The sequence below is a fragment of the Chromobacterium subtsugae genome, assembly GCF_035919665.1.
Classification (GTDB): Bacteria; Pseudomonadota; Gammaproteobacteria; order Burkholderiales; family Chromobacteriaceae; genus Chromobacterium; species Chromobacterium subtsugae.
Genome location: NZ_CP142381.1, coordinates 4,183,836 through 4,208,753, shown reverse-complemented (window position 1 = coordinate 4,208,753; position 24,918 = coordinate 4,183,836). Strand labels below are relative to the sequence as shown.

General features: G+C 63.5%; 23 protein-coding genes and 1 riboswitch. Of the genes, 19 read left to right on the top strand and 4 right to left on the bottom strand.

Annotated features, from left to right (window positions below; translation table 11 throughout):
* The first annotated feature begins 7 nt into the window (after nt 1–7).
* The 14 genes from U6115_RS19990 (at nt 8) to U6115_RS19925 (ending at nt 14,845) form a co-directional block, all read left to right on the top strand.
* Nucleotides 8–604: an NADH-quinone oxidoreductase subunit C gene (locus U6115_RS19990; protein WP_043580268.1), complete on the top strand. Its 597-nt coding sequence runs from the start codon at nt 8–10 to the stop codon at nt 602–604.
* The gene (locus U6115_RS19985; protein WP_043580271.1) at nt 597–1,850 is read left to right on the top strand and encodes an NADH-quinone oxidoreductase subunit D; all 1,254 of its coding nucleotides are present in this window, start codon (nt 597–599) and stop codon (nt 1,848–1,850) included. The genes U6115_RS19990 and U6115_RS19985 overlap by 8 nt, the downstream gene beginning before the upstream one ends.
* On the top strand, nt 1,850–2,350 hold the full coding sequence (nuoE, locus tag U6115_RS19980) for an NADH-quinone oxidoreductase subunit NuoE (RefSeq protein WP_043580273.1): 501 nt from the start codon (nt 1,850–1,852) through the stop codon (nt 2,348–2,350). Before U6115_RS19985 ends, nuoE begins: the two co-directional genes overlap by 1 nt.
* Nucleotides 2,350–3,645: an NADH-quinone oxidoreductase subunit NuoF gene (nuoF, locus tag U6115_RS19975; protein WP_043580275.1), complete on the top strand. Its 1,296-nt coding sequence runs from the start codon at nt 2,350–2,352 to the stop codon at nt 3,643–3,645. The genes nuoE and nuoF overlap by 1 nt, the downstream gene beginning before the upstream one ends.
* Nucleotides 3,646–3,648: 3 nt before the next feature.
* Entirely contained in the window at nt 3,649–6,000 is a 2,352-nt protein-coding gene (gene nuoG, locus U6115_RS19970; protein ID WP_043580277.1) for an NADH-quinone oxidoreductase subunit NuoG, read from the top strand.
* Nucleotides 6,001–6,003: 3 nt separating this feature from the next.
* A complete protein-coding gene (nuoH, locus tag U6115_RS19965; protein WP_043580280.1) occupies nt 6,004–7,053 on the top strand; it encodes an NADH-quinone oxidoreductase subunit NuoH in 1,050 nt (349 codons plus the stop codon).
* A 29-nt stretch (nt 7,054–7,082) separates the two neighbouring features.
* Nucleotides 7,083–7,562, top strand: coding sequence for an NADH-quinone oxidoreductase subunit NuoI (gene nuoI / locus U6115_RS19960; RefSeq protein WP_197465992.1), 480 nt, complete (start codon nt 7,083–7,085; stop codon nt 7,560–7,562).
* Nucleotides 7,563–7,571: 9 nt separating this feature from the next.
* Entirely contained in the window at nt 7,572–8,213 is a 642-nt protein-coding gene (locus tag U6115_RS19955; RefSeq protein ID WP_043580283.1) for an NADH-quinone oxidoreductase subunit J, read from the top strand.
* A 27-nt stretch (nt 8,214–8,240) separates the two neighbouring features.
* Nucleotides 8,241–8,546, top strand: a complete 306-nt coding sequence (nuoK, locus tag U6115_RS19950; RefSeq protein WP_043580285.1) for an NADH-quinone oxidoreductase subunit NuoK — start codon at nt 8,241–8,243, stop codon at nt 8,544–8,546.
* A 32-nt stretch (nt 8,547–8,578) separates the two neighbouring features.
* On the top strand, nt 8,579–10,630 hold the full coding sequence (nuoL, locus tag U6115_RS19945) for an NADH-quinone oxidoreductase subunit L (RefSeq protein ID WP_043580287.1): 2,052 nt from the start codon (nt 8,579–8,581) through the stop codon (nt 10,628–10,630).
* Nucleotides 10,631–10,671: 41 nt separating this feature from the next.
* Nucleotides 10,672–12,171, top strand: coding sequence for an NADH-quinone oxidoreductase subunit M (locus U6115_RS19940; RefSeq protein WP_043580289.1), 1,500 nt, complete (start codon nt 10,672–10,674; stop codon nt 12,169–12,171).
* Nucleotides 12,172–12,191: 20 nt separating this feature from the next.
* A complete protein-coding gene (gene nuoN, locus U6115_RS19935) occupies nt 12,192–13,646 on the top strand; it encodes an NADH-quinone oxidoreductase subunit NuoN (RefSeq protein ID WP_043580291.1) in 1,455 nt (484 codons plus the stop codon).
* Nucleotides 13,647–13,659: 13 nt separating this feature from the next.
* Nucleotides 13,660–13,956: a DUF2818 family protein gene (locus tag U6115_RS19930; protein WP_043580293.1), complete on the top strand. Its 297-nt coding sequence runs from the start codon at nt 13,660–13,662 to the stop codon at nt 13,954–13,956.
* Between the two features lie 154 nt (nt 13,957–14,110).
* Complete coding sequence (locus tag U6115_RS19925) at nt 14,111–14,845, top strand: ribonuclease T2 family protein (protein ID WP_043580295.1); 735 nt, start codon at nt 14,111–14,113, stop codon at nt 14,843–14,845.
* 70 nt (nt 14,846–14,915) lie between these two features.
* Here the strand turns inward: U6115_RS19925 and U6115_RS19920 are convergent, their stop codons facing one another.
* Together U6115_RS19920 and U6115_RS19915 are read right to left on the bottom strand one after the other, a co-directional pair.
* Nucleotides 14,916–15,782 (bottom strand): lipid A biosynthesis lauroyl acyltransferase, encoded by an 867-nt coding sequence (locus U6115_RS19920; protein WP_043580297.1) that lies wholly within the window; start codon nt 15,780–15,782, stop codon nt 14,916–14,918.
* Entirely contained in the window at nt 15,779–16,672 is an 894-nt protein-coding gene (locus tag U6115_RS19915; protein ID WP_043580300.1) for a lysophospholipid acyltransferase family protein, read from the bottom strand. The genes U6115_RS19920 and U6115_RS19915 overlap by 4 nt, the downstream gene beginning before the upstream one ends.
* A 78-nt stretch (nt 16,673–16,750) precedes the next feature.
* Between U6115_RS19915 and metK the strand changes: the two genes are divergently transcribed.
* Nucleotides 16,751–17,920, top strand: coding sequence for a methionine adenosyltransferase (gene metK, locus U6115_RS19910; protein ID WP_043580302.1), 1,170 nt, complete (start codon nt 16,751–16,753; stop codon nt 17,918–17,920).
* 61 nt (nt 17,921–17,981) lie between these two features.
* Here the strand turns inward: metK and U6115_RS19905 are convergent, their stop codons facing one another.
* Nucleotides 17,982–19,577: a histidine kinase N-terminal 7TM domain-containing diguanylate cyclase gene (locus U6115_RS19905; RefSeq protein ID WP_052258386.1), complete on the bottom strand. Its 1,596-nt coding sequence runs from the start codon at nt 19,575–19,577 to the stop codon at nt 17,982–17,984.
* An 89-nt stretch (nt 19,578–19,666) separates the two neighbouring features.
* Nucleotides 19,667–19,765: riboswitch (S-adenosyl-L-homocysteine riboswitch) on the top strand.
* A gap of 72 nt (nt 19,766–19,837) precedes the next feature.
* Between U6115_RS19905 and ahcY the strand changes: the two genes are divergently transcribed.
* From ahcY to U6115_RS19890, 3 genes are all read left to right on the top strand, one after another.
* On the top strand, nt 19,838–21,238 hold the full coding sequence (gene ahcY / locus U6115_RS19900) for an adenosylhomocysteinase (protein ID WP_043580304.1): 1,401 nt from the start codon (nt 19,838–19,840) through the stop codon (nt 21,236–21,238).
* Between the two features lie 134 nt (nt 21,239–21,372).
* Nucleotides 21,373–22,209, top strand: coding sequence for a methylenetetrahydrofolate reductase [NAD(P)H] (gene metF, locus U6115_RS19895; protein WP_043580555.1), 837 nt, complete (start codon nt 21,373–21,375; stop codon nt 22,207–22,209).
* 54 nt (nt 22,210–22,263) lie between these two features.
* On the top strand, nt 22,264–22,809 hold the full coding sequence (locus tag U6115_RS19890; RefSeq protein WP_043580306.1) for a TIGR00645 family protein: 546 nt from the start codon (nt 22,264–22,266) through the stop codon (nt 22,807–22,809).
* A gap of 63 nt (nt 22,810–22,872) precedes the next feature.
* On the opposite strand, the gene U6115_RS19885 is transcribed toward U6115_RS19890, so the two are convergent.
* The gene (locus tag U6115_RS19885; protein ID WP_043580308.1) at nt 22,873–23,358 is read right to left on the bottom strand and encodes an Lrp/AsnC family transcriptional regulator; all 486 of its coding nucleotides are present in this window, start codon (nt 23,356–23,358) and stop codon (nt 22,873–22,875) included.
* Nucleotides 23,359–23,784: 426 nt separating this feature from the next.
* On the opposite strand from U6115_RS19885, the gene hppD reads away from it, so the two are divergent.
* Entirely contained in the window at nt 23,785–24,861 is a 1,077-nt protein-coding gene (gene hppD, locus U6115_RS19880; RefSeq protein ID WP_043580310.1) for a 4-hydroxyphenylpyruvate dioxygenase, read from the top strand.
* The last annotated feature ends 57 nt before the right edge of the window (nt 24,862–24,918 follow it).

Below are 24,918 nucleotides of genomic sequence, written 5' to 3'. Positions count from 1 at the left end.
GAAACTTATGGCCTCCAAGAAAATGGAAGCGCTGGGTTCGGTCGTTGCCGCGGCGCTGGGCGACAAGCTCGTGCGCAGCACGCTGGCCCTGGATGAGCTGACCATCGTGTGCAAGGCCGCGGACCTGCTGTCCGTGGCCGAGACGCTGCGCGATCACGCCGAACTCGCTTTCGAGCAGTGCATCGACTTGTGCGGCATGGACTACAGCGCCTACCGCGACGAGCCGTGGGACGGTCCGCGCTTCGCCGTGGTCTATCACCTGCTGTCGGTCAAGCTGAACCACCGCATCCGCCTGCGCGTCTTCGCCGAAGACGACTCCTTCCCGGTCGTCGCGTCGGTCAACGGCATCTGGAACGCCGTCAACTGGTTCGAGCGCGAAGCGTTCGACCTGTACGGCATCGTGTTCGAAGGCCACCCCGACCTGCGCCGCCTGCTGACCGACTACGGTTTCGTCGGCCACCCGTTCCGCAAGGACTTCCCGCTGTCCGGCCATGTGGAAATGCGCTACGACCCGACTCAGCAGCGCGTGATCTATCAGCCTGTCACCATCGAACCGCGCGAAATCACGCCGCGCATCATCCGCGAGGAGAACTACGGTGGCTGAGATCCGTAACTACACCCTCAACTTCGGCCCGCAGCACCCGGCCGCGCACGGCGTATTGCGCCTGGTGCTGGAGCTGGACGGCGAAGTCGTCCAGCGCGCCGACCCGCACATCGGCCTGCTGCACCGCGGCACCGAGAAGCTGGCCGAGCACAAGACCTTCATCCAGTCGCTGCCGTACATGGACCGTCTCGACTACGTGTCGATGATGTGCAACGAGCACGCCTACTGCCTGACCATCGAAAAGCTGATGGGCATCGAGGTGCCGGAGCGCGCGCAGTACATCCGCGTGATGTTCGCCGAGATCACCCGCGTGCTGAACCACCTGCTGTGGATCGGCGCCCACGCGCTGGACATCGGCGCGATGACCATGTTCCTGTACGCGTTCCGCGAACGCGAGGACCTGATGGACTGCTACGAGGCGGTTTCCGGCGCGCGGATGCACGCGGCTTACTTCCGCCCGGGCGGCGTGTACCGCGACCTGCCTGACAGCATGCCGCAGTACACGGTGTCCAAGATCAAGAACGCCAAGGAGCTGGCGCGCCTGAACGAAGGCCGCAAGGGCTCGATGCTGGACTTCATCAGCGATTTCACCGACCGTTTCCCCGGCTACATCGACGAATACGAAACCCTGCTGACCGACAACCGCATCTGGAAGCAGCGTACCGTGGGCATCGGCGTGGTGACGCCCGAGCGCGCGCTGAATCTGGGTCTGACCGGCCCGATGCTGCGTGGTTCCGGCATCGCCTGGGATTTGCGCAAGATGCAGCCGTACGACGTGTACGACAAGATGGACTTCGACGTGCCGGTGGGCGTGAAGGGCGACTGCTACGACCGCTACCTGGTGCGCGTGGAAGAAATGCGCCAGTCCAACCGCATCATCCAGCAGTGCGTGGCCTGGCTGCGCGCCAACCCCGGCCCGGTGATCACCGACAACCATAAAGTGGCGCCGCCTTCGCGCGAAGGCATGAAGTCCAATATGGAAGACCTGATCCACCACTTCAAGCTGTTCACCGAAGGCATGCACGTGCCCGAAGGCGAGGCCTATGTCGGCACCGAACACCCGAAGGGCGAGTTCGGCGTCTATCTGGTATCCGACGGCGCCAACAAGCCGTACCGCCTGAAGATCCGCGCGCCGGGCTACGCCCACCTGGCGGCGCTGGACGAGATGGCCAAGGGCCACATGATCGCCGACGTCGTCGCCATCATTGGTACCCAGGACATCGTATTTGGGGAGATCGACCGCTGATGCTGTCCGCACAATCGTTAGCATTGATAGACCGCGAGGTCGCCAAATATCCCGCAGACCAGAAGCGCTCGGCCGTGATGGGCGCGCTGCGCATCGCGCTGGAGGAACGCCGCGAGAGCGGCAGCACGCCGGAAGAGCGCTGCCTGAACACCGGGATCATCGAGTTCGTCGCCAACTACCTGGGCATCGCCCCGGTGGCGGCCTACGAAGTCGCCACGTTCTACAACATGTACGACATGAAGCCGGTGGGCCAGTACAAGATCACCGTCTGCACCAATCTGCCCTGTGCCTTGCAAGGCGGCGTCAACGCCGCCCAGTACATTTCGCAGAAGCTCGGCATCGCCATCGGCGAGACCAGCGCGGACGGCAAGTACACGCTGCTGGAAGGCGAATGCATGGGCGCCTGCGGCGACGCGCCGGTCTTGCTGGTCAACAACCACAAGATGTGCAGCTTCATGACGGCCGAAGCCATCGATAAAAAACTGGCGGAGTTGAAATAATGGCAGTCTTCGTCAATGGCGTAATTTTCGACGGCGTCGATACCAGCCAGCCCGACTGCTGGCGTCTGGACGCCTATGTGGCCCGCGGCGGCTACCAGGCGCTGCGCAGCATCCTCGAGCGCAAGATGGCGCAAGAGGACGTGATCGCCGAAGTGAAGAACTCCGGCCTGCGAGGCCGCGGCGGCGCTGGCTTTCCCACCGGCCTGAAGTGGAGCTTCATGCCGCGCTCGTTCCCGGGCGACAAGTACGTCGTCTGCAACACCGACGAGGGCGAGCCGGGCACCTTCAAGGACCGCGACATCATCCGCTACAATCCGCATTCGCTGATTGAAGGCATGATCATCGCCGGTTACGCGATGGGCACCAAGGCCGGCTACAACTACATCCACGGCGAAATCTTCGAAGACTACGTGTTGTTCGAAGAAGCGCTGGAAGAGGCGCGCAAGGCGGGCTTCCTCGGCGAGAACATCCTGGGTTCCGGCTTCAGCTTCGACCTGTTCGCCCACCACGGCTACGGCGCCTACATCTGCGGCGAAGAAACCGCGCTGCTGGAGTCGCTGGAAGGCAAGAAGGGCCAGCCGCGCTTCAAGCCGCCGTTCCCGGCCAGCTTCGGCCTGTACGGCAAGCCGACCACGATCAACAACACCGAGTCGTTCGCCTCGGTGCCGTTCATCATCCGCGACGGCGCGCAGAAGTTCCTGGAAGCCGGCAAGCCGAACAACGGCGGCACCAAGCTGTTCTCGGTGTCCGGCCACGTCAACCGTCCGGGCAACTACGAAGTGCCGCTGGGCACGCCGTTCAGCGCGCTGCTGGAAATGGCCGGCGGCATGAAGGACGGCAAGAAGCTGAAGGCGGTGATCCCGGGCGGCTCGTCCGCTCCGGTGCTGCCCGCCGACGTGATGATGCAATGCACGATGGATTACGACAGCATCGCCAAGGCCGGCTCCATGCTCGGCTCCGGCGCCGTCATCGTAATGAATGAAGACGTGTGCATGATCAAGGCGCTGGAGCGCCTGGCCTACTTCTATCACGAGGAATCCTGCGGCCAGTGCACGCCGTGCCGAGAAGGCACCGGCTGGCTGTACAAGGTCATCCACCGCATCGCCAACGGCCAGGGCCGCAAGGGCGATCTGGAGCTTCTGGATTCCGTGGGCAACAACATGGCCGGCCGCACCATCTGCGCGCTGGCCGACGCCGCGGTGTTCCCGGTTCGCAGTTTCACCAAGCATTTCCGCGAGGAGTTCGAGTACGCGATCGAACACGGAAAGACCTTGGTGGACCACAAATGGTGTTGAGCGATGCTTGAAATCGAAATCGACGGTAAAAAACTGACGGTGCCGCAAGGCAGCACCGTCATCGAGGCGGCCCACTCGGTGGGCACCTACATTCCGCACTTCTGCTACCACAAGAAGCTGTCCATCGCGGCCAACTGCCGGATGTGCCTGGTGGAAGTGGAAAAGGCGCCGAAGCCGCTGCCGGCCTGCGCCACGCCGGTGACCGACGGCATGAAGGTCCATACCGCGTCGCCGCTGGCCAAGAAGGCGCAGCAGGGCGTGATGGAATTCCTGCTGATCAACCACCCGCTGGATTGCCCGATCTGCGACCAAGGCGGCGAATGCCAGCTGCAGGATCTGGCGGTCGGCTACGGCAACTCCACCTCGCGCTACGAGGAAGAGAAGCGCGTGGTGGTGGGCAAGGACATGGGGCCGCTGGTCTCCGCCGAGGAAATGTCGCGCTGCATCCACTGCACGCGCTGCGTCCGCTTCACGGAAGAAGTGGGCGGCTTCCAGGAAATCGGCATGGCCAACCGCAGCGAATTCTCGGAAATCCTGCCCTTCCTGGGCAAGACCGTGGATTCGGAAATCTCCGGCAACGTCATCGACCTGTGCCCGGTGGGCGCGCTGACCTCCAAGCCGTTCCGCTACAGCACCCGCGCCTGGGAGCTGTCGCGCCGCAAGTCGGTCAGCCCGCACGACGGCCTGGGCTCCAACCTGGTGGTCCAGGTGAAGAGCAACGAAGTGATGCGCGTGCTGCCGCTGGAGAACGACGCCATCAACGAATGCTGGATCGCCGACCGCGACCGCTTCTCGTATGAAGGCCTGAACAGCGCCGAGCGCCTGCAAAAGCCGATGATCAAGTTCGACGGCAAGTGGCACGAGACCGACTGGGAAACCGCGCTGGAATACGTGGTGAAGGGCCTGAACGGCGTGTCCGCCGATCACGGCAAGGACGCCATAGGCTTCCTGACCAGCCCTCACTCCACCGCCGAGGAGCTGTTCCTGGCCCAGAAGCTGGCGCGCGCCTTCGGCGTCAACAGCATCGACTACCGCCTGCGCCGCAGCGACTTCTCGGCCGACAGCGCCAAGCAGGGCGCCGAATGGCTGGGCTCCACCATCGCCGAACTGGCCGCCGCCAAGTCGGTGCTGGTGGTCGGCTCCACGCTGCGCAAGGAACAACCGCTGCTGGCTTCCCGTCTGCGCCAATCGGTGAAGAAGGGCGGCGAGCTGAACATTATCCATGTCGCCGACGACAATCTGCTGACCCAGATCAAGGGTAAGCTGATCGTGTCGCCGCTGGCGCTGGTGAACGCGCTGTCGCAGGTGCTGAAGGCCGTGGCCGAGATCAAGTCGGGTTCGACCGGCATCGATCTGGCCGCAGTTGAAGCATCGGCCGAAGCGCGCCGCATCGCCGAAAGCCTGACCGGCGCGGAAACCGCGTCCGTCGTGCTGGGCAACGTCGCCCAGCATCATCCGGCTTACGGCCAGCTGCTGTCGCTGGCGCAGGAAATCTCCCGCCTGTCGGGCGCGCGTTTCGGCATTCTGGCCGAAGCCGCCAACAGCGTGGGCGCCGAACTGGTCGGCGCGCTGCCGACCCGCGGCGCGCTCGGCTCCGCCGTCAACGCCGGCGACAACGCCGCCGCGATGATCGCCAAGCCGCGCAAAGCCTATGTGCTGCTGAACACCGAAGTGGAATTCGACAGCTACGACAGCCAGGCCGCCGTGGCCGCGATGAAGCAGGCCGCCACCGTGATCGCGCTGACCGCCTATAAGGGCCAGGGCCTGCTGGATTACGCCGACGTGCTGCTGCCGATCGCGCCGTTCTCCGAGACCGCCGGCTCCTTCGTCAACATGGAAGGCAAGCTGCAGACCTTCAATGGCGTGGTGCGTCCGCTGGGCGAAACCCGCCCGGCCTGGAAGGTGCTGCGCGTGCTGGGCAATATGCTGAGCCTGCCGGGCTTCGACTACAACAGCGCCGAAGAAGTGCGCGCCGAGTTCGCCGCCGGCAACCTGGCGGCCGCGCTGAACAACGCGCTGTCGGCAGTGGCCGCGCAACCGGCCGCCGCGGCCGGCATCGTCCGCGTCGGCGAAGTGCCGATGTACCAGGCCGACGCCATCTGCCGCCGCGCGCCGTCGCTGCAAGCCACCAACGAGGCCAAGGCCCCGGTGGCACGCGCGCACGGCAGCCTGCTGCAGAAGCTGGGCATCGCCGCCGGCAGCACCGTGGTGCTGAAGCAGGGCGCGGGCGAGGCGCGCGTCGCGCTGGAAGCCGACGACAGCCTGCCGGCCGACGTGGTACGGGTGGCCACCGCGCACGCAGCGACGCTGCAGCTCGGCGGCATGTTCGACGCAATCGAGATCAAGCAGGGGTAAGCCATGGAGTTCTTGCAAGGTATTCTTGGCAATGAAGCGGGGCTCCTGGTCTGGACCCTGCTGAAGATTGTCGCCATCGTTCTGCCGATGTTGGGCTGCGTCGCCTACCTGACGCTGGCCGAGCGCAAGGTGATCGGCTACATGCAGATCCGTATCGGCCCCAACCGGGTCGGTCCGTTCGGTCTGCTGCAGCCCATCGCCGACGCGGTCAAGCTGCTGATGAAGGAAATCATCCTGCCGACCAACTCCAGCAAGGGCTTGTTCCTGCTGGCGCCGGTGCTGGCCATCGGCCCGGCGCTGGCGGCCTGGGCGGTGATTCCGTTCACCGAGCATCTGGTGGTGGCCAACGTCAACGCCTCGCTGCTGTACATCCTGGCGCTGACCTCGATGGGCGTGTACGGCGTGATCATCGCCGGCTGGGCGGGCAACTCCAAGTACTCCTTCCTCGGCGCGATGCGTTCCGCCGCCCAGATCGTTTCGTACGAGCTGGCGATGGGCTTCGCCCTGGTCGGCGTGCTGATGGTGTCCGGCAGCCTGAACCTGGTCGACATCGTCAAGCAGCAGTCGTTCGGCATGGGCGGCGGCTCCATCGTGTCCTGGAACTGGATTCCGCTGTTCCCGCTGTTCATCGTCTACCTGATCTCCGGCGTGGCGGAAACCAACCGCGCCCCGTTCGACGTGGCGGAAGGCGAGTCGGAAATCGTCGCCGGTTTCCACGTGGAATACTCGGGCATGGCCTTCGCCATCTTCTTCCTGGCCGAATACGCCAACATGATCCTGGTCGCCGCGCTGACCGCCATCCTGTTCCTGGGTGGCTGGCTGTCGCCGTTCCCGGCTTCGTGGGGCCTGCTGGGCGCCGGCGGCTTCCACTGGCTGGCGATCAAGGTGTCGCTGGTGCTGTTCTGCTTCCTGTGGTTCCGCGCCACTTTCCCGCGCTACCGCTATGACCAGATCATGCGCCTGGGCTGGAAGGTGTTCATCCCGGTGACCCTGGTGTGGATTCTGGTGGTGGGCGTGTGGATGTTTACCCCGCTGTCCATCTGGACTCATTGAGACAGGGGATAGGTGAAAAAATGAATTCGATCCGCAACTTTTTCAAGACCTTCCTGCTGGTGGAGCTGGTCAAGGGCCTGATGGTCACTGGCCGCTACTTCTTCGCCCGCAAGATCACGGTGCAGTTCCCGGAAGAGAAGACCCCGTTGTCTCCGCGCTTCCGCGGCCTGCACGCGCAGCGCCGCTACGCCAACGGCGAAGAGCGCTGCATCGCTTGCAAGCTGTGCGAGGCGGTGTGCCCGGCGCTGGCCATCAGCATCGAATCGGAGCAGCGCGAAGACGGCACCCGCCGCACCTCGCGCTACGACATCGACCTGACCAAGTGCATCTTCTGCGGCTTCTGCGAGGAAGCCTGTCCGGTGGATGCGATCGTGGAAACCCACATCTTCGAATACCACGGTGAAAAACGTGGCGACCTCTACTACACGAAGCCGATGCTGCTGGCGATCGGCGACAAGTACGAGGCCGAGATCGCTGCCAACAAGGCAGCCGACGCCAAGTATCGCTAAGGGGAGGCCATGAACCTTACAACGGTAATTTTCTACGTTCTGTCCGCCATTCTGATCTTCGCCGCGCTGCGCGTGGTGACGGCCAAGAACCCGGTGCACGCCGTGCTCTACCTGGTGCTGGCTTTCTTCACCAGCGCCGGCCACTGGCTGCTCTTGGAGGCGGAGTTCCTGGCGATCACGCTGGTGCTGGTATACGTCGGCGCGGTGATGGTGCTGTTCCTGTTCGTGGTGATGATGCTGGACATCAATATCGAGAAGCTGCGCGAAGGCTTCTGGAACAACCTGCCGGTGGCCGCCCTGGTCGGCGCCATCATGGTGTTCGAGATGGCGCTGATCCTGATGAGCCCGGCAACCGGCCTCGGCCAGTTCAAGGCCGCCGCGCCGCTGGCCGCCGACTACAGCAACGTCAAGGTGCTGGGCCATCAGCTCTACACCACCTACCTGCTGCCGTTTGAAATCGCCGCCGTCGTGCTGCTGCTGGCCATGGTGGCCGCCATCGGCCTGACCATGCGCGCGCGCAAAGACAGCAAGGCGATCGATCCGGCCATCCAGGTGAAGGTCCGCCGCGAAGACCGCGTGCGCATCGTCAAGATGGACGCCGTAAAACAAGTGGAAGAGGCCGCGGCCGATTCCGGTGAGCAACAGGCCTGACGGCCAATCAACCACAAGGGAGGAAACGTGCTGACACTGACTCACTTTCTGGTGCTGGCCGCCATCCTGTTCGCCATCAGCGTGTTGGGGATTTTCCTGAACCGGAAAAACCTGATCGTGCTGCTGATGGCCATCGAGCTGATGCTGCTGGCGGTGAATTTCAACTTCATCGCGTTCTCGCATTACCTGTCGGATTCGGCAGGCCAGATCTTCGTATTCTTCATCCTGACGGTTGCCGCCGCCGAGTCCGCCATTGGTCTGGCGATTCTGGTGGTGCTGTTCCGCAACCTGCAGAGCATCAACGTTGAAGACTTGGGCAGCCTCAAGGGCTAAGGCAAACCGGAACCTTTAAAAAGCACAAAAGCATGGATATGAAGAGCTTATACCTGCTGATTGCACTCGCTCCGCTGGCGGGTTCCATCATTGCAGGCCTGTTTGGATGGGCGATCGGACGGCGCGCTTCGCACGTCGTCACGATAGCCGGCGTGGCGGTTTCCGCCGCGCTGTCGCTCAAGGTGCTTCTGGGCTTCCTCAATGGAAGCGCGGAAGTGTTCAACGGACCGGTCTACACCTGGCTGACGGTAGGGGGCTACGAGTTCTCGGTAGGCTTCCTGGTGGACGCGCTGACCGCGATGATGCTGGTGGTGGTCACCAGCGTGTCGCTGATGGTGCATATCTACACCATCGGCTACATGCAGGAAGACCCGGGCTACCAGCGCTTCTTCAGCTACATCTCGCTGTTCACCTTCTCGATGCTGATGCTGGTGATGAGCAACAACTTCGTCCAGCTGTTCTTCGGCTGGGAAGCTGTGGGCCTGGTGTCCTACCTGCTGATCGGCTTCTGGTTCAAGCGCCCGACCGCGGTGTTCGCCAACCTGAAGGCCTTCCTGGTCAACCGCGTCGGCGACTTCGGCTTCCTGCTGGGCATAGGCATGGTGCTGGCCTACTTCGGCGGCTCGCTGAACTACAGCGATGTGTTCGCCGCCGCTCCGGCGCTGGCGCACAAGACCATCGAAATCATCCCGGGCCACGAATGGTCGCTGCTGACCGTCACCTGCATCCTGCTGTTCATCGGCGCGATGGGCAAGTCGGCGCAGTTCCCGCTGCACGTGTGGCTGCCTGACTCGATGGAAGGCCCGACCCCGATCTCGGCGCTGATCCACGCGGCCACCATGGTGACCGCCGGCATCTTCATGGTGTCGCGGATGAGCCCGCTGTTCGAGATGTCCGACACCGCGCTGAACGTGGTGATGGTGGCAGGCGCGATCACCGCGCTGTTCATGGGCTTCCTCGGCATCGTCCAGAACGACATCAAGCGCGTGGTGGCTTACTCCACGCTGTCGCAGCTGGGCTACATGACCGTTGCGCTGGGCGCGTCCGCCTACTCGGTGGCGATGTTCCACGTGATGACCCACGCCTTCTTCAAGGCCCTGCTGTTCCTGGGCGCCGGTTCCGTGATCATGGGCATGCACCACGATCAGGACATGCGCAATATGGGCGGCCTGCGCAAGTACATGCCCATCACCTGGATCACTTCGCTGGTGGGTTCGCTGGCGCTGATCGGCACGCCGTTCTTCTCCGGCTTCTACTCCAAGGACTCGATCATCGAAGCGGTCGCCACTTCGCATCTGTCCGCGGCCGGTTTCGCCTATTTCGCCGTGGTGGCTGGCGTGTTCATCACCGCCTTCTACTCGTTCCGCATGTATTTCCTGGTCTTCCACGGCAAGGAACGCTGGATGCAGAACCATGGTTCGCACCACGAGCATCATGGCGACAGCGATGAAGAAGAGGTGTCGCATGACCACCATCATGGCCTGGGCCCGAACGACAAGCCGCACGAAAGCCCGTGGGTCGTGACCCTGCCGCTGGTGCTGCTGGCCATCCCGTCGGTGTTGGTAGGCTTCTTCGGCATCGACAAGCTGGTTTACGGCGACTTCTTCAAGGGCGTGATCGCAGTCAACGAGACGCTGCACCCGGGCATGGAAGAGCTGCACAACGAGTTCCACGGCGCCGTCGCCATGGCGCTGCACTCGTTCACCACCTTGCCGCTGTGGCTGGCCATCGCCGGCGTCGTGGTTGCCTGGTACTTCTACATGAAGGCGCCGCACATCCCGGCCGCCATCAAGGAAAAGTGCGCGCCGATCCACAAGCTGCTGGAAAACAAGTACTACCTGGACGAGATCTACTTCGCCGTGTTCGCCAAAGGCTCGCGCGCGCTGGGCACCTTCTTCTGGAAGATCGGCGACATGCTGCTGATCGACGGCCTGCTGGTGAACGGCACGGCCAAGCTGGTTGGTTGCTTCTCCGCCGTGATCCGCCGCCTGCAGACCGGTTTCATCTACAGCTACGCCACCGCGATGATCATCGGGGTGCTGGCGCTGATGACGATATCGTTCTGGCAGCTGATCTGGCGTTGAGCGCTGGCCCTCGCGATTGAAATAACAATATAGGTTTGATTATGTTCACAAATCTGTTAAGTCTGGTGATCTGGACGCCGATACTGGCCGGCTTGGTAGTGCTGGCCACTGGCGGCGACCAGCGCGCGCCGCTGGCGCGCTGGCTGGCGGTGGCGGGCGCCCTGGCGGGCTTCCTGCTGTCGGTGCCGCTGTTCACCGAATTCAACAACCTCAACGGCGGCATGCAGTTTGTCGAAAGCAAGCCGTGGATCGCCTCGCTGGGCATCAACTACCGCCTGGGCGTGGACGGCATCTCGATGCTGTTCGTGGTGCTCAACAGCTTCACCACCTTGCTGGTGGTGATCGCGGGCTGGGAAGTGATCCAGAAGCGCGTCGCGCAGTACATGGCCGCCTTCCTGATCATGTCGGGCCTGATCAACGGCGCCTTCGCCGCGCTGGACGCGATCCTGTTCTATGTCTTCTTCGAAGGCATGCTGATCCCGATGTACCTGATCATCGGCGTCTGGGGCGGTCCGCGCCGCGTGTACGCGTCGATCAAGTTCTTCCTGTACACGCTGCTGGGCTCGCTGCTGATGCTGGTGGCGCTGATCTACCTGTACTTCCTGGCCGGCAAGAGCTTCGACATCCAGGCTTTCCATCAGATCGCCAAGATCCCGCTGACCGCGCAGCTGCTGCTGTTCGGCGCGTTCTTCCTGTCGTTCGCGGTGAAGGTGCCGATGTGGCCGGTGCACACCTGGCTGCCGGACGCCCACGTCGAAGCGCCGACCGGCGGCTCGATGGTGCTGGCCGCGATCACGCTGAAGATCGGCGCTTACGGCTTCCTGCGGTTCGCGCTGCCCATCCTGCCTGACGCCTCGCGCGAACTGGCCCCGGTCATCGTCGGCCTGTCGCTGGTGGCGGTGGTCTACATCGGCCTGGTGGCGCTGGTGCAGTCGGACATGAAGAAGCTGGTGGCTTATTCGTCCATCTCCCACATGGGCTTCGTCACCCTGGGCCTGTTCATGTTCACCGGTTCGGAGATGAACCAGTGGGCGGTGGAAGGCGCGCTGGTGCAGATGGTGTCCCACGGCTTCGTCTCCGCCGCGATGTTCTTCTGCATCGGCGTGATGTACGACCGCGTGCACAGCCGCAACATCGCCGACTACGGCGGCGTCGCCAACAAGATGCCGATCTTCGCCGCCTTCATGATGCTGTTCGCGATGGCCAACTCCGGCCTGCCGGCTACTTCCGGCTTCGTCGGCGAGTTCATGGTGATCATGGGCGCCGTGCAGGTGAATTTCTGGTTCGCCTTCGCCGCCGCCACCACGCTGATCTTCGGCGCCGCCTACACCCTGTGGATGTACAAGCGCGTGATCTTCGGCGATGTGGCCAACAGCCACGTGGCCGAGCTGTCCGACGTCAACAAGCGCGAGTTCCTGGTGCTGGCCATCCTGGCGCTGATGGTGCTGGGCATGGGCCTGTATCCGCAGGCCTTCGTTTCCAAGATGCACCTCGCGGTGAATGATCTGATCGCGCATGTTGCGCAGACCAAGCTGCCGTAAGGACGGAAGGAATAAACACAATGAATTGGGCTGATCTCAACCTGATACCCGCCTTGCCGGAGCTGTTCCTGATCGGCGCGCTGCTGGTGGTGCTGATGCTGGATCTTTTCATCCCCGATGAAAAGCGCTGCATCACCTACGGCCTGACGCTGCTGACTCTGGCCGGCACCGCCGTCGCGCAGGTCTACACCTTTACGCCGTACCCGGTGACCACCTTCTCCGGCATGTACGTCGCCGATCCGCTGGCGGCGCTGGTCAAGCTGGCGATGTACGGCGCCACCGCGGTGGTGCTGGTCTACAGCCGCCAGTACACCGCCGACCGCGGCCTGTACAAGGGCGAATACTTCTCGCTGGCGCTGTTCGCGCTGCTGGGCATGAACCTGATGGTGTCGGCTTCGCACTTCCTCAGCCTGTACATGGGCCTGGAGCTGCTGTCGCTGGCGCTGTACTCGCTGATCGCGCTGCAACGCGATTCGGTGGCCGCCACCGAGTCGGCGATGAAGTACTTTGTGCTGGGCGCGCTGGCTTCCGGCCTGCTGCTGTACGGCATCTCGATGATCTACGGCGCCACCGGCACGCTGGAGCTGGCCGGCGTGGCCAAGTCCATCAAGTTGCACGCCGCCAACCCGATGCTGCTGCTCTTCGGCCTGGTGTTCATCGTGGCGGGCCTCAGCTTCAAGCTGGGCGCGGTGCCGTTCCACATGTGGGTGCCTGACGTCTACCAGGGCTCGCCGACTTCCGTCACGCTGATGGTCGGCGCGGCGCCCAAGCTGGCCGCCTTCGTGTTCGTGCTGCGCATCCTGGCCCAAGGCCTGGACGTGCTGGTCGGCGACTGGCAGGGCATGCTGGTGATCGTGGCCGTGCTGTCGATGGCCATCGGCAACATCACCGCCATCGTGCAGACCAATATCAAGCGGATGCTGGCCTACTCCACCATCTCGCACATGGGCTTCCTGCTGCTGGGCGTGCTGTCCGGCACCCAGCAGGGCTACTCCGCCGCGCTGTTCTACGCGGTGGTGTATGTGGCCATGTCGATGGTCGGCTTCGGCATCATGCTGGCGCTGTCGCGCAAGGGCTTCGAGTGCGAGAAGATCGACGACCTGAAGGGCCTGAACAGCCGCAACAGCTGGTACGCGCTGTTGATGCTGCTGGCGATGTTCTCGATGGCGGGCATCCCGCCGCTGGCCGGCTTCTACGCCAAGTTCGTGGTGATCAAGGCCATCCTGGACATCGGCATGGTCAAGCTGGCGGTGTTCTCGGTATTGATGTCGGTGATCGGCGCGTTCTACTACCTGCGCGTGGTGAAGGCCATCTACTTCGACGACGCGGCTGACAACAGCCCGATCGCCGTGCGTGCCGACATGAAGCTGGTGCTGTCGCTGAACGCGCTGGCGCTGCTGGCGGTGGGCGTGCTGCCGGAATCGCTGCTGGAGCTGTGCCTGCAAGCGATGCGCCAATCGCTGACCGTGATCTGACAGGACAAGACCCATGCAAAGCAGCATCACCATTCTGCTCCTGCTGGCCTTCGCGGCCGCCAACCTGCCGTTCATCACCACCCGTGTGGCCGGCTTCGTCAAGGTGGCGCGCAAGCATTTCGGCTGGCAGGCGCTGGAGCTGGCGGCGCTGTTCTTGCTGATGGGCGGCCTGGCCAGGCTGCTGGAGTCGCGGCAGATGCCGGTGCACGAGCAGAACTGGCAGTTTTACGTCACCACCTTCTCGCTGTTCCTGGTGGCGGCCTTTCCGGGCTTCGTCTACCGCTACTTCTGGCGCAAGCCAGGCCAGTAGATCCGTTCGCCCCCACAAAAAAGCACTGCCTCGGCAGTGCTTTTTTATTCAGATTTGTTGCCGCCGCTTGCGTGGCGGCCGGATATGGTTGACATTGGCATGCCTTGTGCGCGCCGCCCGCACGCGATGCGGGCCAACTTCATCCACAGATCCCATGCTCAAATTCCTATTGTCTTCCCTTGCCGCGCTGCTGTTGGCCGGCGCGGCGCAGGCCAAGCCGCTGCAGCCCGCCCGGCACGGCGATTTCGCCCATTACACCTTCGCGTTGACCTGGCAGCCCGGCTTTTGCGCCATCGGCGACGGCTGTCTGCCGGAGCAGCCCAAGCAGCCGCTGATCGGCCTGCACGGCTTGTGGCCGTCGCTGCCGCAAAGCCTGATTCAGCAGGGCGTGCCGGTGCAGCAGTGGTGGGCCAAGGGCTGCGCTTTCTTCCCGCACGCGCTGGCCATCGCGCTGCCGCCGACCGAGCTGCGGCAGCGTTTGAGCCAGGTGATGCCGCAGCTGAAGGATGATTTGTACACCCACGAATACGTCAAGCACGTGCAGTGTTTCGGCTACAACGGCGTCGACTTCTTCTCGACGGCGATGGACATGCGCCAGGCGGTGGCCGACAGCGGCTTCGGCGCCTATCTCTTGGCGCAGGCCGGCCAGGTGCGGCGGCGCGAGGAGTTGGAAGAGGCCTTCGTCAAGGCCTTCGGCACCGATCAGGCGCGCTCGCTGCAGCTGCAGTGCGGCAAGGACAAGCAAGGCCGCAATGTGCTGACCCAGGCCTGGTTCACGTTGAAGGCGGACAGGCTGGCGGACTTCCCGAAGGCCGGGGCTTTTGTGAATACGCCGGACGGCGAGTACGAGGATACCTGCAAGGAGCCTTTCCTGTTGCCTGCTTGGTAGCCGAGGAGGGGCTGATGGCAAATAGGCCGTCCGGCATCGGGCGGGACGGCCTGCGGCTGGCGGGCGGCGCTCAGTAGAAGCGAGGCTCGCCTTGCGGGCGGTTCTTGAAGCGCTTGTGCAGCCAGAAATACTGGTCGGGGATTTCGCGCACGCGCTCTTCGAGGAAGGCGTTCATGCGGCGGGTATCGGCTTCGATGTCTTCGCTCGGGTAGTTGTCCCAGGGGGGATAGAACTCCAGCTCGAAGCGGTCGCCGACGCGGCGGGCGATGGCGGGCACCACTTTGGCGCGGGCCAGCTTGGCGATGCGCGACATGCCGGTGATGGTGGCGGCCTTGACGCCGAAGAAGTCGACGAACAGCGAGTCGCGCACGCCGAAGTCCTGGTCCGGCAGATACAGGAAGGGCGCGTGGTCCTTGCGCATCGCCTTGATGATCGGGCGCAGGCCTTCCTGGCGCGACACGATGTAGGCGTTGTCGTAGCGCTGGCGGCCGGCGTAGATCTGGCGGTCCAGCGTGTCGTTTTTCTGGTGCGAATAGACGCTGACCAGCGGAATGTATTGGTTCAGCGCGTACACGCACATCTCGAAGCCGACGAAATGCGGATAGAACAGGATCACGTCCTCGCCCTTGTCGCGCAGTTCGGTGACGTAATGCAGGTTCTTGATGTCGACCAGATTGTCGATGCGCTTGGCGGAGCTCCACCAGCAGACGCCGTATTCCAGCACCAGCCGCATCATGTGCTGGCAGTTCTTGCGCACCAGCCGCCTGCGCTCGGCCAGCGGCATGTCGGGGAAGCAAAGCCGGAGGTTGATCAGGCCGACGCGGCGGCGGCCGCCGGCCAGCAAGTAGGCGATATTGCCCAGGCCGGCGGCGATCAGGCCGATGGCCCGCATCGGCAACAGGCGGATCAGCCACAACAGGGCGAAAGCGAGTCTCATGCGTGTCCTTGTGCATCGTCCGGCCGGGTGACGCCGGCCGGGCATTTATAACGGTTGTAGCTCCACAGGTACTGGCTGGGGAAGCGGCGGATCAGGTTTTCCACCTGGGCGTTCATCAAGGCGCAATCCGCTTCCTTGTCGCCGGTGAACGGCTGGGCCAGCGGTTCGATGTGGACGGCGAAGCCCTGGCCGCGCGGCAAGCGCTCGCCGACGAAGAACAGCGTGGCCACGCCGCTCATCTGCGCCAGCCGCGGCACCAGCGTCATGGTGTAGGCCGGCCGGCCGAAGAAGGGCGCCCAAGCGCCTTCGCCGTTGCCGGGGGCCTGGTCGGGCAGGATGATGGTGGCTTCGCCGGATTTCAGCGCCTTCATCAGCACCCGCACGCCGGCGGCGGTGGCCGGCGCGGTCTTGCCCTTGCCGCGCGAGCGGCCGGCTTGCATCACCGGCTCCAGCCAGGCGAGCTTGGGCGGGCGGTACATCGCGGTCAGCGGGAAGGGCAGACGCGAACTTATATAACGTCCGGCGATATCGTAGCTGCCCAAATGCGGAGTTACGAATATAATGCCATTGCCTTGAGCCAGCGCCGACTCCACGTGATGCCAACCGTCGCAGCTTTTGACCATCGCGGCGATGTCTTCCGGACTGCGGCACCAGGCGATGGCCAGCTCCAGCGCGCCTTTGCCGGTTTCCGCCGCGCTGCGTTTGACTTCGCGTGGTAAAACCTGATAGTTTTCGAAGATTTTACTAGAACTTAGATTCTCCCGCAGCCGCATCGCGAAGCGGGGGGATGCATGATAAGTCAATCGTCCGAGAACGGCACCCAAACCTTGTAGCCAGGAGAGGGGTAGGTGCGCCAGGAAAGACAGCAGTAAATGGACTAGCTTTGACATATGGAAGCGCAGTCTTGGTCTCAAAGCGGCCTATTTTATCATCACAAGGTTTTGTATTTTTTTGGGAACGCAGAATAAATGAGTGAATACCTGTTTACCTCGGAATCCGTATCCGAAGGCCACCCCGACAAGGTCGCCGACCAGATCTCCGACGCCATCCTCGACGCGATCCTGCGCGAGGACAAGCACGCGCGCGTAGCGGCCGAGACCCTGGTCAATACCGGCCTGGTGGTGCTGGCCGGCGAAATCACCACCACCGCCAATGTCGACTACATCAAGGTGGCGCGCGAAACCATCAAGCGCATCGGCTACGACGACTCCGAACTGGGCTTCGATTTCCGCGGCTGCGCGGTGATGGCCTGCTACGACAAGCAGTCTCCGGACATCGCCCAGGGCGTCAACGAGGGTGAGGGCATCGACCTGAACCAGGGCGCCGGCGACCAGGGCCTGATGTTCGGCTACGCTTGCGACGAAACTCCGACGCTGATGCCGTTCCCGATCTACTACGCGCACCGCCTGGTGCAGCGCCAGGCCGAACTGCGCAAGGACGGCCGCCTGCCGTGGCTGCGCCCGGACGCCAAGAGCCAGATCACCTGCGTGTACGATGCCGCCACCGGCCTGCCCAAGCGCATCGACACCGTGGTGCTGTCCACCCAGCACAGCCCGGACATCGACCACAAGACGCTGACCGACGCGGTGATCGAGGACATCATCAAGCCGGTGCTGCCGCCGGAGATGATCACCCCGGAAACCAAATTCCTGATCAACCCGACCGGCCGCTTCGTCATCGGCGGCCCGATGGGCGATTGCGGTCTGACCGGCCGCAAGATCATCGTCGACACCTACGGCGGCGCGGCGCCGCACGGCGGCGGCGCGTTCTCGGGCAAGGATCCGTCCAAGGTTGACCGTTCGGCGGCGTATGCCGGCCGCTACGTGGCGAAGAACATCGTCGCCGCCGGCCTGGCGCGCCAGTGCCAGATCCAGATCTCCTACGCCATCGGCGTGGCCGAGCCGACCTCGATCGCAGTCGACACCTTCGGCACCAACAAGGTGCCGAACGAGAAGATCGTCGAATTGGTGAAGAAGCATTTCGACCTGCGGCCGAAAGGCATCATCCAGATGCTGGACCTGCTGCGTCCGATCTACGGCAAGACCGCCGCTTACGGCCACTTCGGCCGCGAAGAGCCGGAATTCAGCTGGGAGCGCACCGACAAGGTGGAGGCGCTGCGCGCCGACGCCGGTCTGTAAGGACTCGGGCATCGCCAGAAAAACCGCCGGTTTCGACCGGCGGTTTTTTCATGGGCGCGGCTCAGGCGGGGGCGCGCACGCTGCAGTTCTTGCCGGCGGCCTTGGCCTGGTACAGCGCGCGGTCGGCATGATGGTAAAGTTCGGACAGCGCGCGGCCATGGCGCGGCAGCGCGGCGATGCCGCAGGAGAAGCTGGCCTGGAATGGATGATCGCGGCCGGCATGGCTAAGCCGGGCGAAGCCGCCGCGCCAGCCCTCCACCCTCGCCTGGGCCTGTTCGGCGTCGCTGCCGGGCAGCAATACCAGGAACTCCTCGCCGCCCAGCCGGCAGACGATGTCGGTGGCGCGGCATTCGCGCTGCAGCAGGCGGGCCAGCGCTTGCAGCACCCGGTCGCCGACCTGGTGGCCATGGCTGTCGTTGATCTGCTTGAAGTTGTCCAGATCGAGTATCGCCATCGCGATCGGCTGGCTTTCGCGTTCGGCGCGCCGGCTTTCGCGCTCGAAGGTTTCGTCCAGGTAGCGGCGGTTGTACAGGCCGGTCAGCGGATCGCGCAGCGCCTGTTCGCGCAGCGCCGCCTGCAGCTGTTCGATCTGAGCCAGCCGTTCCACCAGTTGCTGGTTGGCGTTTTTCAGCGCGTCCTCCGCCTCGCGGCGCTGGGTGATGTCGCGCATCACCAGCATCAGGGTGTGGCCGGGATGCCGGCCTTGGTCGATGGCGTAGGCGCGGATATCCAGGATCTTGCCGCTGGCCGGCGCCATCATCTCCAGCAACTGGCCTTCGCGCCGCAGCCTGGCGCTGTCCAGCCAGGGCGCGGGCAGCGCACTGCCTTGCAGCTGTCCGGCCGGCTGGCCCAGCATCCGCGCGCCGGAAGGATTGATGTCGAGAATGCGCAGTTGCTGATCCACCACCACGATGCCGTCGCCCATCGCCTCGAAGGCGCGGGCGCGCGCCACCGGCACCAGATAGAGCTGGCGCAGGTAGAGCAGGTCGATCGCGAAGACGATGCCGGTGAAGGCGAAGGAGTGCGGGGTTGGATCCAGCCCCTGCAGGGGGAACAGGCCGCTCAGGTAGAGGATGTTGCCCAGCCAGGGCGCCAGCGCGCTGAGCATCAGCGTGATGGACTGGCCGCGGAAATGCGGCGGGTAGTAATGCAGCGAGCGGATCAGCAGCAGGCTGCCCAGCAGCATCATCAGGTAGGAATAGCCGGCGACGCCCAGCCAGAACGCCGGTCCGTGGCCGTAGATCAGCAAATTGTAACCGGACGGGCTGGGGCGGTAGCTGGTCCAGACCAGCTGGTGGTATTCGTTGCTGGCGGCCAGCAGCAGGCATAGCGCGGGAATCGCGAACAGCACCGGCAGCCAGCGGCGGCGGCGCATCAGGTCGATGTGGTTGTAGTCGAGCGCCAGCAGCAGGAACAGCACCGGGGTGGAGAGGGTGCCCAGATATTCCACCTTGGACCACAGCACTTTGGCGGACAGGCTGGTGGCCGACAGTTCGCACATCGCGCCGGCGGCCCAGAACGCCACCGAGGCCATCAGCAAGGCCAGCCAGCGCACGCCGGCGAACTGCCTGCGGTTCCAGGCGATGACGCTGATGGCGGCGGACAACAGCGCGGCGAGGCCGGACAGCGCGGCCAGCGGTGTGAACACGAAGGGCATGGGCGGCGGCGGGATGGAAAGACCGCCAGTTTATCGCCTTGACATGACTTGTCCTATCCTTTCTCGCCTGACTAGGTATAATTACTCGGCATCCCGAGGAGCGCTGCGAGGAGCGGTTCAGCAACCGCATCCCCAGGCTCGGGAAGCGTGGAGACGCAAAGTCTGCGACACAACGGCGCTCACCTGACTCATGACCGTGGCTGGCACGGAATGGCGGGTGAGCCCCATTCCTCCTGCCGCGTGAACAAGGATGGCTCACGATGGCTGATTTTTCCGATTTTCACGTAGCTGACATCAACCTTGCCGGCTGGGGCCGCAAGGAACTGAACATCGCCGAGACCGAAATGCCCGGTCTGATGGCGACCCGCGACGAATTCCGCGCCAGCCAGCCGCTGCGCGGCGCCCGCATCGCCGGCAGCCTGCACATGACGGTGCAGACCGCGGTGCTGATCGAAACCCTGACCGCGCTGGGCGCCGAAGTGCGCTGGGCGTCGTGCAATATCTTCTCCACCCAGGACCACGCCGCCGCCGCGATTGCCGCCGCCGGCATTCCGGTATTCGCCTTCAAGGGCGAGAGCCTGGACGAGTACTGGGAATTCAGCCACAAGATCTTCGAATGGCCCGAGGGCCAGCCGGCCAACATGATCCTCGACGACGGCGGCGACGCCACCTTGCTGCTGATGCTGGGCAGCAAGGCGGAAAAGGACATCGGCGCGATCGCCCATGCCACCAATGAGGAAGAGACCGCGCTGTTCGCGTCGATCAAGCGCCACCTGGCCATCGATCCGCACTGGTATTCGAAGCGCCTGCAGCACATCCAGGGCGTGACCGAGGAAACCACCACCGGCGTGCACCGTCTGTACCAGCTGGAAAAGGACGGCCACCTGCCGTTCCCGGCGATCAACGTCAACGATTCGGTCACCAAGTCCAAGTTCGACAATCTGTATGGCTGCCGGGAATCGCTGGTCGACGGCATCAAGCGCGCCACCGACGTGATGATCGCCGGCAAGGTGGCGGTGGTGCTGGGCTATGGCGATGTGGGCAAGGGCTGCGCGCAAAGCTTGCGCGGCCTGGGCGCCACGGTGTGGGTGACCGAGATCGACCCGATCTGCGCGCTGCAGGCGGCGATGGAAGGCTACCGCGTGGTGCGGATGGACGAGGTGGCCGGCGAAGCCGACATCTTCGTCACCGCCACCGGCAACGTCGGCGTGATTTCCCACGAGCACATGAAGAAGATGCGCAACAACGCCATCATCTGCAATATCGGCCACTTCGACAGCGAGATCGAAGTCGCCTCCCTGCGCCAGTACCAGTGGGAGAACATCAAGCCGCAGGTCGACCACATCATCTTCCCCGACGGCAAGCGCGTGATCCTGCTGGCCGAAGGCCGCCTGGTGAACCTGGGTTGCGCCACCGGCCACCCGAGCTTCGTGATGTCCAACAGCTTCACCAACCAGGTGCTGGCGCAGATCGAACTGTTCGCCAACGGCCAGAAGTACGACAAGAAAGTGTATGTGCTGCCCAAGCATCTGGACGAGAAGGTGGCGCGCCTGCACCTGGCCCGCATCGGCGCGCGGCTGACCGAGCTGTCCGATCAGCAGTCGGCCTACATCAGCGTGCCCAAGCAAGGCCCTTATAAGCCGGATCACTATCGTTATTGATTATTGAACCAAGGCGAAACGGACAGCCCCCATAGAATGGAGCTGTCCGTTTTTTTCGGGCAGCGGCAAACGCGCAACGGCACAAAGAGGCCGGCGACGACAAGATAGCCAGGACAGCGATAGAGAGGATCATGATGACGCAGACGCCACGCACCTTCAGTTTCGAGTTTTTCCCGCCCAAGACGCCGGAAGGCATCGCCAAGCTGCGCACCACGCGCCAGCAGCTGGCCCAGTTCAAGCCGCAGTTTTTCTCGGTGACTTTCGGCGCCGGCGGAACTACCCGCGACGGCACCTTGTCCACCGTGCTGGAGATCCGCAGCGAGGGGCACGCGGCGGCGCCGCACCTGTCCTGCATCGGCTCGACCCGCGAGAACATCGCGGCGATCCTCGACGAATACCGCAACAACGGCATCCGCCACTTGGTGGCGCTGCGCGGCGACATCCCGTCCGGCATGGTGGCGGCCGGCGAATTCCGCTACGCCAACGAGCTGGTGTCCTTCATCCGCGAGCAGCACGGCGAGCACTTCCACATCGAGGTGGCGGCCTATCCCGAATTCCACCCGCAGGCGCGCTCGGCCGAAGACGACATCAACAACTTCGTGCGCAAGGTGCGGGCCGGCGCCAACTCGGCGATGACCCAGTATTTTTTCAACGCAGACGCCTATTTCCGCTTCGTCGACGAGATCCAGGCGCGCGGGGTGGACATTCCGGTGGTGCCCGGTATCATGCCGATCTCCAATTTCGGCCAGCTGTGCAGATTTTCCGACATGTGCGGCGCGGAAGTGCCGCGTTGGCTGCGGCAGCGGATGCAGGCCTATTATGACGACACCGCTTCCATCCGCGCGCTGGGGCTGGATGTGGTGACCGAGCTGTGCGACCGCCTGTTGCAGGGCGGCGCGCCCGGTCTGCATTTTTACACTTTGAACCAGGCGGGCCTGGTCTCCACCATCTGGCAGAGGCTGGGCCTGTGACGGCCGGAGGCGTTCCCGCGGGAGCGCCTCCGGCTTGCAACATCAGGAAGCCTCATGCAAGAAAACATAACGAATCGCCGGGAGCCCAGGAAGTCGCTGCTGGGCCAGGTCATCTTCAGCAGCCGCTGGCTGCAGCTGCCCATCTATCTGGGCCTGATCGTGGTGCAGGGCGTGTACGCGTGGAAATTCCTCGCCCAGCTGTGGGAGCTGCTGGAGGGGCTGGACCACCTGACCGAGACCGACATCATGCTGGCGGTGCTCGGCCTGATCGACGTGGTGATGATCGCCAACTTGCTGGTGATGGTGACGGTGGGCGGCTACGAGACTTTCGTGTCGCGGCTGCGCATCGACACCCACCCGGACCAGCCGGAGTGGCTGGACCATGTCAATGCCTCGGTGCTGAAGGTGAAGCTGTCGATGGCCATCATCAGCATCTCGTCGATCCACCTGCTGCAAACCTTCATCAACGCCAGCCGCATCGACGAGCACACCATCAAATGGCAGCTGTTCCTGCACCTGGCCTTCCTGCTGTCGGCGGCGGCCATCGCCTATACCGACAAGCTGCTGTCCAGCACCGCCGCCCACCATCAGGGGCATTGAGGCGGCGCGCTTCTCCATGAAAAATGGCCCTCTCGGGCCATTTTTTCCGTCTTCCGCCAGCGCTTACATGCTGCGCAGCTGTCCCAGCGGCAGCGCGGTGGTGCGCTTGATCTCCTTCAGCACGAAGCTGGACTTCACGTCTTCCACGCCCGGGTGCTGCAGCAGTTCGTCCATCACGAAGCGCGAGAAATGCTCCATGTCTTCGAAATACACCTGCAGCAGATAGTCCATCTCGCCGGTCATCGCGAAGCAGTTGATCACTTCCGGCCAGCTCTGCACCGCCTCGATGAAGCTTTGCAGATGCAGATTGCCGCGTTTTTCCAGCGTCACGCGCACCCAGGCCTGCAGGCCCAAACCGATATGCGCAGGATCCAGCAGGGCGACATATTGGCGGATCACGCCCGACTCTTCCAGTTGCTTCAGCCGGCGCAGGCAGGGCGATGGCGACAGGGCCACGCGCTCGGCCAGCTCGACGTTGGTCAACCGGCCGTCAAGCTGCAGCTCGGCCAGAATACGCAAGTCTGTCTTGTCCAATGTGAGACTTGGCATATTTTCTCCTGATTATCGGTTAGTTGAGACATTTTATTCTTCAATATTGCTTAAGTTAAGCCATTTAGCAAGATAATTGCTGCGGGCTTTCCATAGAATAAAAAGCCTAAATCAAGCAAACGGCAGCATCAGACTGCCGATGCGTGTCGATGGTGTGTGACAGCAGATAACGATTCGTTCGGAGGAGAGTTTGCCGTGCCGCCATCGGCGTCCGGCGCCAGTTCGCGTGTCCCTGCGCGAGCCGCGGTTTTCCTCTCCCTGCCTCGTCCCGCCCTGTCGAAACTGCCATCCTCCCGCCGCGCGGGAGGGAAGGCGGCCTGCTTACATAACGCGGTCCGCCTGCAGACGTTTACAAGTAGCGCTCATGCCGAGTCGATTGTCTGCGCAAGAAAATTCTTTCGCCAGACTATAACAGAGGAGAAACTGATGAAAATGGAAGCCATGCTGCAAAATCCGCTAGCCACCGACGGTTTTGAGTTCGTCGAATACACCGCCCCCGACGCCGAGGGCGTGGAGAAGCTGAACCAGCTGTTCCTGTCGCTGGGCTTCACCGAGGTTGCCCGCCACCGCAGCAAGGACGTGCGCCTGTATCGCCAGGGCGACATCAATTTCATCCTGAACGCCGAGCGCAGCCAGCCGGCCAGCGAGTTCGCCAAGGCGCACGGCCCGTCCGCTTGTGCGATGGCCTGGCGCGTCAAGGACGCCGCCAAGGCGTATGAATACGCGCTGTCGCACGGCGCCAAGCCGTATCAGCGCCCGGTCGGCGCGATGGAGTTGAATATCCCGGCGGTGCAGGGCATCGGCGGTTCCGCCTTGTACTTCGTCGACCGTTACGGCCAGGGCAAGGACATCTACGAGATCGACTTCGTGCCGCTGGAAGGCGTGGACCAGCACCCGTTCGGCGTCGGCCTGACCCTGATCGACCACCTGACCCACAATGTGGCGCGCGGCAATATGGCCACCTGGGCCGACTTCTACACTGGCATCGCCAACTTCCGCGAAATCCGCTACTTCGACATCGAAGGCAAGCTGACCGGCCTGGTGTCCAAGGCGATGACCAGCCCCTGCGGCAAGATCCGCATCCCGATCAACGAGTCGTCCGACGACAAGAGCCAGATCGAGGAATTCCTGCGCCAGTACAACGGCGAAGGCATCCAGCACATCGCGCTGACCACCGACGACATCTACGCCACGGTGGAAACGCTGAAGGCGCGCGGCACCCGCTTCCTCGATACGCCGGACACCTATTACGAAAAGGTGGACACCCGCGTGCCGAACCACGGCGAGGACGTGGCCCGCCTGAAGAAGAACAGCATCCTGATCGACGGCGCGCCGGTGGAAGGCATCCTGCTGCAGATCTTCACCGAAACCGTGATCGGGCCGATCTTCTTCGAGATCATCCAGCGCAAGGGCAACGAGGGCTTCGGCGAAGGCAACTTCAAGGCTCTGTTCGAGTCCATCGAGGAAGATCAGATCCGCCGCGGCGTGCTGAAGGCCGATTGATCCTACGCTTTGCCGCGCCAGCCCGTCCGGGAGCCTCCCCGACGGGCGCGCGGCGTC